General features: G+C 28.8%; 12 protein-coding genes. 7 read left to right on the top strand and 5 right to left on the bottom strand.

What is annotated here, in order from left to right:
• Positions 1–91: 91 nt before the first annotated feature.
• The 7 genes from trpE (at position 92) to trpA (ending at position 6712) form a co-directional block, all read left to right on the top strand.
• Positions 92–1570, top strand: a complete 1479-nt coding sequence (gene trpE / locus VJY38_RS08690) for an anthranilate synthase component I (protein ID WP_353680301.1) — start codon at positions 92–94, stop codon at positions 1568–1570.
• The gene (locus tag VJY38_RS08685; RefSeq protein WP_353680300.1) at positions 1551–2117 is read left to right on the top strand and encodes an anthranilate synthase component II; all 567 of its coding nucleotides are present in this window, start codon (positions 1551–1553) and stop codon (positions 2115–2117) included. Before trpE ends, VJY38_RS08685 begins: the two co-directional genes overlap by 20 nt.
• Positions 2114–3130 carry an anthranilate phosphoribosyltransferase gene (trpD, locus tag VJY38_RS08680; RefSeq protein ID WP_353680299.1) on the top strand — a complete coding sequence of 339 codons (1017 nt, stop codon included), beginning with the start codon at positions 2114–2116 and terminating at the stop codon, positions 3128–3130. Before VJY38_RS08685 ends, trpD begins: the two co-directional genes overlap by 4 nt.
• Positions 3127–3915: an indole-3-glycerol phosphate synthase TrpC gene (gene trpC / locus VJY38_RS08675; protein WP_353680298.1), complete on the top strand. Its 789-nt coding sequence runs from the start codon at positions 3127–3129 to the stop codon at positions 3913–3915. The genes trpD and trpC overlap by 4 nt, the downstream gene beginning before the upstream one ends.
• A 13-nt stretch (positions 3916–3928) precedes the next feature.
• A complete protein-coding gene (locus VJY38_RS08670; protein ID WP_353680297.1) occupies positions 3929–4543 on the top strand; it encodes a phosphoribosylanthranilate isomerase in 615 nt (204 codons plus the stop codon).
• A gap of 184 nt (positions 4544–4727) precedes the next feature.
• Positions 4728–5930, top strand: a complete 1203-nt coding sequence (trpB, locus tag VJY38_RS08665) for a tryptophan synthase subunit beta (protein WP_353680296.1) — start codon at positions 4728–4730, stop codon at positions 5928–5930.
• Positions 5927–6712 carry a tryptophan synthase subunit alpha gene (gene trpA / locus VJY38_RS08660; protein ID WP_353680295.1) on the top strand — a complete coding sequence of 262 codons (786 nt, stop codon included), beginning with the start codon at positions 5927–5929 and terminating at the stop codon, positions 6710–6712. Before trpB ends, trpA begins: the two co-directional genes overlap by 4 nt.
• 110 nt (positions 6713–6822) lie before the next feature.
• Here trpA and VJY38_RS08655 read toward each other — a convergent pair whose 3' ends face one another.
• From VJY38_RS08655 to VJY38_RS08635, 5 genes are all read right to left on the bottom strand, one after another.
• The gene (locus VJY38_RS08655; protein WP_353680294.1) at positions 6823–7857 is read right to left on the bottom strand and encodes a PfkB family carbohydrate kinase; all 1035 of its coding nucleotides are present in this window, start codon (positions 7855–7857) and stop codon (positions 6823–6825) included.
• Between the two features lie 35 nt (positions 7858–7892).
• Positions 7893–8315, bottom strand: a complete 423-nt coding sequence (locus VJY38_RS08650) for a cupin domain-containing protein (RefSeq protein WP_353680293.1) — start codon at positions 8313–8315, stop codon at positions 7893–7895.
• 16 nt (positions 8316–8331) lie between these two features.
• Positions 8332–9216, bottom strand: a complete 885-nt coding sequence (locus VJY38_RS08645; protein ID WP_353680292.1) for a VOC family protein — start codon at positions 9214–9216, stop codon at positions 8332–8334.
• Positions 9217–9257: 41 nt separating this feature from the next.
• Positions 9258–11087: a TonB-dependent receptor plug domain-containing protein gene (locus VJY38_RS08640; protein WP_353680291.1), complete on the bottom strand. Its 1830-nt coding sequence runs from the start codon at positions 11085–11087 to the stop codon at positions 9258–9260.
• 115 nt (positions 11088–11202) lie between these two features.
• On the bottom strand, positions 11203–12594 hold the full coding sequence (locus tag VJY38_RS08635) for a glycoside hydrolase family 28 protein (RefSeq protein WP_353680290.1): 1392 nt from the start codon (positions 12592–12594) through the stop codon (positions 11203–11205).
• Between the last annotated feature and the right edge of the window lie 38 nt (positions 12595–12632).

Raw genomic sequence — 12632 nt, 5'->3', positions numbered from 1 at the left:
TCTCAGTGACTTGAAGTAATATGTATATTTTATAATTGAAACCCTTCTTAGTAGTCACTGAGAAGGGTTTTTTGTTTTAAAGGGTTGTTTTATGGATTATAAAAAATTTTTAGAATTATCTAACAAATACAATATTGTTCCTGTATACGAACGTATTGCTGCAGATTTATTAACACCTGTTTCTGCTTATTTAAAAATCAGGAATAATAACTCATCTTCATTTTTACTTGAATCTGTTGAAGGGATTGGTAGATTAGCACGTTACTCTTTTATTGGTGTAAACCCATCAATGTTAGTTTCTAACAATTATAAATTAATCTCAATTAAAAATTCAACTGATACGGAAATCATCAATAAAAATATATTTGATTATCTAAAGGAATTAATTAAGAAATTTGAATATCCTAAAATAGATGAACTTCCCTATTTTACTGGTGGACTTGTCGGTTACATTGGTTTTGATAATATTTCATTAATCGAAGAAAGTATAAATTATAATACAGAATTAGAAAGCATAGCTCCAGATTCAATTCTTGGATTATATAATTCACTTATAATATTTGATCATTTTAAACATCAAATTATATTAATTCATAATGTTGATTGCACTGATAAAAATAATATTCAAAATAAATATGAAGCTGCTAAAGAAGAGATAAACAAATTAAAAGAATTATTAAATAAAAAGATTGATTACAAATCCAATTTTAAATCAAATCCCCTCCCACTCACTCATAATGAAGAAGAAGAATTTTGTGAACTTGTAAAAACATCAAAAAGAAATATTTACAATGGTGATGTATTTCAAATTGTTCTATCAAAAAGATTCGAAGCAAATTACGAAGGAGATCCCTTTAATGTCTACAGAGCATTACGAATGATAAATCCATCTCCTTATATGTACTTTATGGAATTTGATAACAATATTAAAATTATCGGTACTTCACCAGAAGATTTATTAAAAGTAAAAAATAGAAAAGCAGAAATCCTTCCAATTGCTGGCACAAGAAGACGAGGAAAAACAGAAGAAGAAGATTTAGAATTGGAAAATAATTTACTGAATGATCCAAAAGAAATTGCTGAACACGTAATGCTTGTTGATTTAGCAAGAAATGATCTTGGTAGATTTTGCAAACTTGGTACAGTTAAGATAAGTGAAAGAATGAAGATACACAGATTTTCGCATGTTATGCATATTGTCTCGAGAGTTGAAGGAATATTAAAAGATGATGTAGACTGTATTGATGCATTAAAAGCATCTTTCCCTGCTGGTACTGTAACAGGTGCACCAAAAATAAGAGCAATTCAATTGATTAATGATTACGAAAAAATTAAACGTGGAATTTATGCAGGTGCAGTTGGCTATATCGATTTTAGTGGGAATTTAGATATGTGTATTGCAATTAGAACTTTATTTGCTACAAAAAATAAAATTTACTGGCAAGCAGGTGCTGGAATTGTAGCTGATAGTAAACCAGAACTTGAACTAAAAGAAGTAAAAAATAAATCGGCAGTTTTAATTAACGCACTTAATTGTGCAGAGGTAATTGATGAAAATCTTAGTTATTGACAATTACGATTCATTCACATACAACCTTGTTCAATTAATCGGACAATTTACAGACGATATAATCGTAAAACGTAACGATAAAACTACTATTGATGAAATAAAAAAATTAAATCCAGATAAAATTGTTATATCGCCTGGACCAGGTACACCAAAAGATACTGGAATTACAATAGATGTTATAAAAAATTTTGGACCTAATACACCTATCCTTGGAGTTTGTCTGGGTCATCAAACTATTGGTTATTGTTATGGTGGAAATATTATCAATGCACCTTACTTAATGCATGGTAAAACATCTCAAATAATTCATGATGGCAAAACAATTTTCAAAAATATTGAACAAAATTTTAATGGTGGTAGATATCATTCATTAATTATTGAAAAAGATACATTACCAGATGTTCTGGAAATTTCCGCTTACACACAAGACGATATAATTATGGGTATAAGACATAAATATTTTCCAATCGAAGGGATTCAATTTCATCCAGAATCGATATTAACAAAAGTGGGTTATCAATTAATTAAAAATTGGGTTGAGCTATGATAAAAGAATACATTGAAAAAATTACATCTGGAAACAACTTAACTATTGAAGAAGCATACAATGCAATGACTGCCATTATGAATGGTGCATGTAATAATTCACAAATAGCTGGATTTTTACTTGCTCTTAAAACAAAAGGCGAAACTCCAGAAGAAGTAGCAGGTTTCGTAAAAGCAATGCGTAGTAAAAGCATTAAAATTAATTCTGATGAAAATACAATTGATGTTTGTGGAACAGGAGGCGATGGTTCCAATACTTTTAATATTTCTACAGCTACTGCATTTGTTGTTGCCGGGTGTGGAGTTAAAGTCGCTAAACATGGTAATAAATCGATATCAAGTAAATGTGGAAGTGCAGATATTCTAACTTATCTGGGATTAAATATAAATCTTACACCTCCTGTTGCCGAAGAAGCATTAAATAAAATTGGAATTACATTTTTATTTGCTCCTCTATATCATCCTGCAATGAAATATGCTGCAGAAGTACGCCGAGAATTAAATACGAGAACTGTATTTAATATTTTAGGACCTTTAACAAATCCAGCAAATACAAAAAAACAGTTGATTGGTACATTCAACAATAAAGCAGCTGAACTAATGGCTAAAGCTTCTCAACATTTAAATATGGAAAAAGTTTGCTTTGTTTGTACAGATAATAGTTTAGATGAAATTTCACTTACAGACGAAACCAATGTTTTCGAGTTACATAATTCAATCGTAAAAAATTATAAAATTACACACGAATTTTTTGGCTATAATAAAATTGATAAGAAAAATTTAGAGAGCAATTCAATAGATAAAAATGCAGAAATAATTTTATCTGTATTAAAAGATAAAATTAAAAATGATGCTTATTATGTTATTGCTGCAAATTCAGCTATGGCATTGTACGTAGCAAATTACTCAAACAATTTTAATGATTGTAAAACAGCAGCAGAAGAATCAATTTTATCTGGTAAAGCTTATGAAAAACTCCTTGCATTAAAAACTTTCGGAGAAAAATATTCATGAATTTTCTTGACAAAATTCTTCTTGAAAAAAAAGAAGAAGTAAGAAATTTAAAACAAAAATTCACAATCTCCTTATTTAAGAACGAAAAATATTTTGAAAATAAAACAATATCATTATTCAATGCATTAAAAAGGAATAATAAAATTTCATTAATTGCAGAAATTAAAAAAGCAAGTCCATCTAAAGGAATTTTAATCAATAACTTTAATCATATTGATATTGCAAAAAGTTATATGAGTTGTTCAGTAGAAGCTATTTCTATTTTAACAGATAGAAAATTCTTTAATGGTGATATAAATTATTTGAAGGACATTGCACAATTCAAAACAGTTCCATTATTAAGAAAAGATTTCATAATAGATGAAATACAAATTTATGAAGCAAAAGCATTCGGAGCAGATGCAATTTTACTTATTGCCGAAATACTTTCTAAAAATCAAATTCAAGAGCTTACATCTGTAGCACATGAATGTGGACTGGAAGTGTTACTCGAATTTCATTCCCCTTCTCAACTGGATAAAATTGATTTTAATAAAAATAAAATTATCGGAATAAATAATAGAAACCTCGAATCGTTTCACACAGATATAAAGACTACAATACAATTAACTAAATATCTACCTGATGATGTGATCAAAGTTTCAGAAAGCGGAATTAATACAGATGATGACATTACAAAACTAAAACAAGCAAATGTTGATGCAGTTTTAATTGGAGAACATTTCATGAAATCACATAATTTAGAGAAAAGCATAAACGATTTTCAAAAACAACTTTATATATAATAACAGTAAAACCATGAGAGTTAAAATTTGTGGAATAACAAATCTTGAAGATGCTTTACTATGTTGCAATTTAGGTGCTGATGCACTTGGATTTGTTTTTTATGAAAAAAGTAAAAGATATATTGATTTTTCAAGTGCAAAAGATATTATAAAAAAATTACCAGCTTTTGTATTAAAGGTTGGTGTTTTTGTGGATAATTCATTAAATGAAATAAATGAAATATCCAGATCACTTGGTTTAAATGCTGTACAATTACATGGCGAACAAAATTCTGAATTTGTAAACCAAATTAATTTACCTGTCATTAAAAGTTTTAGAATTAATGATGAATTTGATTTTTCAATACTGAATAAATTTCAAAACTGCAGTTTTCTTCTTGATACTTATTCAAATGATTCATTTGGTGGGACAGGCAAAAAATTTAAATGGGATTTAATTCCTGCACAAATAAGAAATAATATAATTTTAGCTGGTGGAATTTCTGTTGAAAATGTCGAATACATTTTTAATAACATTAAACCTCAAGGTGTTGATCTTTCTTCTTCTGTTGAGAAAGAGCCAGGTAAAAAAGACCCAGATAAATTAAAAGAATTTTTTAGAGTTATAAATAATTTAAGATATAGTTAATGAATAACTATACTCAAAAAAGAATATTTACAAACAAAATAAATAATAGCTTTATGCGCGGTGCATACACTCCTCTCGAGCCCTCTGAGCATTCACAAAATGAATGTCTTAAGGGCTCGAGCAATTATTTAAAACATAATGTTAATAAGCAAAAACTTTATTGCAACATAAAAATGAGTATAAGATGAAAAATTATAATCTACCGGATACAACAGGAAAATTTGGAATTTATGGTGGACGTTTCGTTCCAGAAACTTTAATACCTGCTTTATACGAACTTGAAACAACTTATAATGATTTAAAGAATGACCCTGATTTTATTAATGAATATAATCAACTTCAAAGAGAATACAATGGAAGACCTACTCCATTAACTTATGCAGATAGACTAACAAAATATTATGGCAAAGCAAAAATTTATTTAAAACGAGAAGATTTATGTCACACTGGAGCACATAAATTAAACAACGCAATTGGACAAATTTTAATTGCAAAAAGATTGGGAAAGCAAAGAATAATAGCAGAAACAGGAGCTGGACAACATGGAGTTGCTACTGCAACTATGTGTGCTAAATTTGGTATTAAATGTGTTGTTTATATGGGAGAGCTTGATATAGAGCGACAAAAGCCAAATGTATTTCGAATGAAATTACTCGGTGCAGAAGTCATTCCAGTTACATCTGGAAGTAAAACATTAAAGGATGCTACAAACGAAGCAATTAGAGATTGGGTAACTAATGTTCGAGATACACATTACATTATTGGTTCTGTAGTTGGACCACATCCATATCCAATGCTTGTAAGAGATTTTCAATCTATAATTGGAAAAGAAACAAAAGAACAAATTTTATCAATCGAAAAAAGATTACCCGATTATATTGTTGCCTGTGTTGGTGGGGGTTCAAATGCTATTGGTATTTTTTATCCTTTTATAAATGATGAGAATGTTAAACTTATTGGTGTCGAAGCTGCTGGTTATGGATTGAATACCAATAAACACTGCGCAACTTTAAGTCTGGGCTCACCTGGAATTTTTCAGGGTATGTTAACATATCTGTTGCAAGATGAAAATGGTCAGGTTTCAGAAGTTCATTCAATTTCAGCAGGATTAGATTATCCTGGAGTTGGGCCTGAACATTCATTTCTAAAAGATCAAAGTCGTGTTCAATATTTTTCTATTACTGATGAAGAAGCACTAAAAGCTGCCTATCTTACAACGAAGCTTGAAGGAATTTTACCTGCTCTTGAAAGTGCACATGCAATTGCTTATTTAGAAAAATTTATTCAACAAACTTCTAAGGATGAAATAATTGTAATTAACTTAAGTGGAAGAGGCGATAAAGATTTATCTACTTACATGGAAAATTTTAAGGAAGACTATAAATGAGTTTTATTCATAATTACATTGACACAATAAATAAAAAAAACCGAAAAGCATTATCAATATTTTTAACAGCTGGTTTTCCAGATAAAAATAATTTTATAGAATTAGCAAAATCTGTTTTAGATGCTGGTGCCGATATACTTGAATTAGGTATCCCTTTCAGTGATCCATTAGCTGATGGACCAATTATTCAAACTTCGTCTACTATTGCATTAAAAAATAATACAACTACAAAAGATGTATTAAAATATGCTGAACAATTAGCAAACTATTCTGAAAAACCAATTATATTAATGGGATATGCTAACCCAATCAATCACTACAATAAAAATAATTTTTTTAAAGATGCATCTTCTGCTGGTGTAAAAGGAATTATTGTACCTGATGTTCCACTCGAAGAATATGATTATTTCTTTGATTGCGATATTTATAACTTAGATGTTATACTTCTTGTAACTCCTACTTCAACAAATGATAGAATTAAGTTGATTGATCATAAAAGTAAAGGATTTGTTTATTGTGTTAGTGTAACTGGAACAACTGGTATAAAAGATTCATTTGGAGAGGATACATATAATAATTTAAAAAGAACATATTCGGTAATTGAAAAAAATAAAATGCTTATTGGCTTCGGTATATCCAAATCAGAAGATATAAAAAACTTTGCTCCTTATTGTGATGGTGTAATTGTCGGCAGCAAAATAATTAAAACAATTCTTGATAATAATAAGTTAGATAATACAGTCAGGATTATTAATGAATTTAGTGAAGCTTGTAATTTTTAATTAAACATTTAGAAACATTAATTAAATTTAAAACCGCAAAGAACGCAGAGAAATAAATTTTTATCATTCGTATTAAACATTCTTTGCGAACTTTGCGGTTTATTATTTTATTATCTTTCAACTCTTCCAGAACCACCACTTTTAACTAATTTTTCTACTTCATCAACTGATACTAAATTAAAATCTCCAGGTATTGTGTGTTTTAAGCAAGATGCAGCAACTGCAAATTCCAGAGCATCTTTAGTATTATTCTTGGTTAATAAACCATAAATTAATCCACTTGCAAAAGCATCTCCACCACCTACTCTATCAACGATTTCAATTTCATATCTTGTAGAACGATATGGAACTTTACAATCTTTATCATCGAGTAAAATTGCACTCCATCCATTTCTCGAAGCAGAATAACTTTCTCTCAGTGTTATCGATACAGCTTTAAAACCATAAATTTCTTTTAAATGTTTTGCAACATTAAAATATCCTTCTTCGTTAATTTTACCTGCTTCAATATTAGTTCCTTCGGCTTTTAAGCCAAGACTTTTTTCTGCATCTTCTTCGTTTGCAATGCAAACATCAACATATTTCATTAAAGGCTTCATTACTGCCTGAGCTTGTTCTGGTGTCCACATTTTAGCTCTAAAATTCAAATCACAACTTACAGTAACATTTTTCTCTTTAGCAATCTTGCATGCTTCTTCTAATAATTCCTGTGCATTTTTTCCTAAAGCAGGTGTAATACCTGTCCAATGAAACCATGCAGCACCTTCGAATACTTTATTCCAGTCAACTTCCCCTTTTTTCATTAAAGATACTGCTGAATTTGCTCTATCATAAATAACCTTTGATGCTCTTTGACTTGCACCAGTTTCAAGAAAATATATTCCAATTCTATCACCTCCACGAACTATAAAATCATCTTTAACACCAAATCTTCTCAAATGATTTACAGCAGCCTGACCAATTTCATGTTTGGGTAATTTTGTAACATAATAAGATTCTAAACCATAATTTGCTAATGATACAGCAACATTTGCTTCGCCACCTCCAAAAGTAACATCAAAGCTTTGAGCCTGTACAAATCTTGTAAAACCAGGTGTTGATAAACGAAGCATAATTTCTCCAAATGTTACTACTTTAGCTGGCATTTTACTCCTCTTTTTGTTTATGACTTTTTATTCATTCACTTTTTATATTTTTTAATTACCAGATATTTTAATTCTTTATCTCCAATGTTTCTAATTCCATGTGTACTGTTTGGCGGACAGTAAAAGCTTGAATATGCTTTACCTACTTTTGTTTCGCCATCAAGATAAAATTCGGCAGTACCTTCAAGCACAAAAAAGAATTCATCTTCTTCGTGTGAATGAGGTGGATGTGTTGCAGAATGCGGAGCTACTACACTAAGTTTCAATGTCCTTCCATCAAGAAAATCTTTATCAACAAACCAGTACTGATAACCAACTTCTGTTTTAATAATTTTATCAATTGAAAATTCATTAACACAATTATCGATTGTAAATTTTTTTGATTCGCTTTTATCTTTAATTTGAGCAAAAGATAAATTGCTCAAAATTGTTATTAAGATTAATATTTTATAATTCATAAAAATCCTTTCTCTTTTATTTTATCATTGGATTTACTCTATTTACAAATTGAATAGGTAATCCATTTATATCTTTCACATTTAATACAGAATCTCCTGAAGGAGTATTATAAATATCATTAACTACTTCAGCTTTTGCTTTTAATATTCTTTCTTTTGTTAATTTAATATCACTAACACTAAATGCAATGTGCAGACTTCCATGATTTAATTTTTTAAAATCAATTACTAGTGAATCTTTGTGCTGATAAAATTCGAACATCATATTCTTAACATTATCTGCTACAAACATTCCATATGATGGAGCTTTACCTTCACGCATAACAACCATATTCAAATTATCTACATACCACTTCGATATTGCTCTTGAATCTTCTACATTAAATGCTACATGTTCAAAATAAATACCTTTTTTATTCAACATTGGTTTAGCTCTTTGAACAAATTGAATTGACAATCCCCATGGATCTCTTAAAACCAATACCTGATCGCCAGATTCTGTCTTTCTTATATCACTTAAAATAGTTGCTCCAGCGTTTAATAATCTTTCCTTAATTAGATTAATATTGTCCACACAAAATGCAAGATGAAACGAATCATAATTAAAATTCAACTCAGAAATTGCAGGGAAGTCTTTATTGTAATTTAATTCAATCATCATACTAAGAGCAGAATCGGCAATAAATGCAGAATAATATGGAGTCATATTTTCTCTTATTATTTTCATATTTAGATTTTTAGTATACCACTCAGTTGCAGCTTTAGTGTCTTCTATATTAATTCCAATATGTTCAAAAGCAATTGTGGCTTTAGATGATGTATCTACTTCTTGAGCATGAGTTGAAATATGTGCTATGTAAAAAACCAATGCTAAAAAAATAATTTTTAGTTTGTAATTCATTACTTATCTCCTATTATTAAGCATTTTTATTTAATATAAAATTACAGAGCTCCACTAATCTTAATTCCTGCTATAATTGTTCTTCCTGGCATTGGATAACCATCAATAATTTCATATCCTTTATTTAAAAGATTATCTAATTTTATATAAAATTTCATTTCTTTTAATAAATCAAGCCATACAGCACAATTAAATAAAGCATAGCTTTGTTTTTTTTCATCAGATGTATTTGTTTTCAAAGAAGTATAAAGATTTTTGATACCATTAATATTCGCATTAAAAGTAAAAATCTTATAAGTATAATTCATCTCAACAAAAGCTTGCATCTCTGGAGAACCCAGTAATTTTGTAGAACTCTTTAAATAACTATAATTACCTTTCAGCGAAAAATCTTTTGCAATAAAGTACTCAGCTTCTATTTCTACACCACGATTTGTCAAGCTACTTATGTTTTGATTTTTTATGTCAGGATAAATTCCTATCATTCTTATAAAATCTTTTCCTTCCATCAAAAAGAAAGCTCCTTTCAACAATAATCGTTCTGCAAAAAAATAGCTTTTAAAACCAAGCTCATAGTTCCATAATTTTTCTGGCTTTAAATCTATATTAGCACCAAACAAAAAAAGCTCATTTAGAGTTGGACTTCTGAATCCTTCTGCTATTGTAAAATTAAAAGATGTTCGATTATTCAGATTATAATTCAAACTAAATTGTGGAATTAGTAGAGAACCATATACTGAGTGATTATTTAATCTCAATCCCCCATTAACAAAAAGATTCTTAAAAATATTATAGCTGAAAATAGCATAGATACTTTTCTCTGAGACTTTTTTATCAATCAATTGAATATTACTTCTTGCTTTTCCACCATAATTTTTAAATTCTGCACCAAAAGAAATGATATTATTTTCAAAAAATTCGAAGCTCTCTATTAAAGATATTCCTAAAATATTATCATTAGAATGAAATCCATCATAAACATCGTGAACTCCATTATTAAAATAAAATAAAAAAGTTCCTTCTGAATTATTGAATTTATTTTTTACTCTTAAAGAAGAATTAACACGTGTAACATTTGTCCAAACAGAATTATCAGGATATGGATTAAAAACTGGTCCGGGATTGTATACACTGGAAGAATTTACATAAGTATTAAAATTAATAGACCACGATGGATTGAATATATATTCTGCATTATAAACACCAGATATTGAACTGGAATTTGATGATGGACGATTATCGTTCGAAAAATCTCTACTTATAATAAATGTGTTATTAAAACTATTCTTTCTATAATCAACAGTTCCATTAATTTTATATGTATTGTAAGATCCATAATTAATATCCGCAAAGAGTTTTAATCCATCAACTTGACTTTTCTTTGTTGTAATATTAATTACACCACCCATTGCATTAGTGCCATATAAAACTGAAGCAGGACCACGAATAATATCCACAGCAGCTATTTCAGAAGAATGATAAACATCTGCTAAAGGATGACCAAAAATTCCAGCAAATTCTGGTCGTCCATCTACTACAATAAGATTTTGCTGTATGCCATTTATACCTCTTATTGATATTCTACCAGAAGCATTAGAACCAATACCAAAACCACTAAATCCATTTTCGGTTACAAATAATCCTGGTGCTTTTCCACTTATCGACGAAAATAAAGCTGATTTAATATTCTGGTTAATGCTGTTTTCTGAAATAATTGTATAAGATGGTGTAAGTGTTCTAATTAATTTTTCAAATTTAGTACCTGTTACAGTAACTTGTTGTAGTTCAAAAGTTTTTAAAGTGTCATATTGAGCTTTAATTTCAAATGACAGAATAAATAGAAATAATAGCAGTAAATATTTTTTAGGCATAAAGATTTATCCTTTCGAGCTAATTAATAATTGTGCAAAATAAATATTATAAAACTTCAATGAGAGTACAGGTTTGAAGTTTATCGAAAATAAATGTTCTTAATTATAAAAACTATTATTCTATTTTTTCTCCATTAATTATAACATTAATCAATTTTAATTCTTCAACATTTTTCAGATAATTTTCTTTTTTTACACCATCAAAATTGCAATCAATTATTTGAACATTTCTTATTGGAGATTCTTCAAGGCCAATGAACTCGAGAGCATATTCACTTTTTTTACTTGTCACTTTTTCCACTTTAATATTTCTAAAAGTTGGAGGATATTTACCATTATTCCCTTCTGATGGATCATAAAGCATATTTAATCTTATTACTGCATTACTGACTTCGCCAACTTCAACATTTCTCATATAGATATTCTCAACAATTCCACCTCTATAAGAATTTGATTTGATTCTTAAAGCACGATCCAGATTTGGACTATCCATTTTACAATTTTCAATAAATACATTTCTGCATCCACCAGATATTTCACTACCAATCGATACTCCACCATGTCCATCTCTCATAATAGAATTTCGAACAATAATATTTTCACTTGGAATATTAATTCTTCTGCCATCTAAATTTCTACCAGATTTAATAGCAATACAATCATCTCCATTATCAAAGTAGCATCCATCAATTAAAACATTTTTGCATGATTCTGGATCACATCCATCTGTATTTGGTCCATCACTAATTGTTTTAACATTTCTAATAGTTACATTTTCACATAAGACAGGATGAATAATCCACATAGGTGAATTTGTGATAGTTATATTTTCTAAAAGTATATTTTTACAATTAATAAATTGCACAAAATTTGGTCTCAAATAATATCCTTTTCCAAATATTCTTTTTTCAACCGGAACACCATCATTATTCATTTTCATTAATTTTGGACGCGAAGAACTATCTCTTTGACTTGGCATTCCTGGTTTCCATCCATATCTTTTATTCCCATTCCATTTCCACCAGTTTGTAGAATCTGCCTGTCCATCAAATATTCCATTTCCAGTAATAGCAATATTTGTTTGATTAATTGCATAAATTAATGGTGAATAATTATAACATTCTACACCTTCCCATCGAGTAAAGACTACAGGCAAATAGTCATCAGGATTTGTACTGAATTTAATTACAACACTATCATCGAGGTGAAGATTCACATTACTTTTAAGATGAATGGGACCACCGCAATAATATTCACCTTTTGGAATAAAAACTTTTCCACCACCATTTAAAGAACATTCATCAATTGCTTTGTGAAGAGCATTTCGTATATCTTTTTTTAATTCATCAGTACTTGCATAATTTGTAATATTATAAACTTTTTCAGGAAATATTGGTGGCTTAATGTACTGTAAAATTTCATCTGCTTTTTTCCATTCAGATTGAGAAAAACAGGTTGAATATACAAATAAAAACAAATATGAAAAGATTAATTTGAAATTTTTCATTTTAACTCCTGTTGAGAATCTTATGAAATGAAAAAAGA

This window comes from Rosettibacter firmus, assembly GCF_036860695.1.
GTDB classification, from domain to species: domain Bacteria; phylum Bacteroidota; class Ignavibacteria; order Ignavibacteriales; family Melioribacteraceae; genus Rosettibacter; species Rosettibacter firmus.
This window is presented reverse-complemented; position numbering and strand designations above follow the sequence as displayed.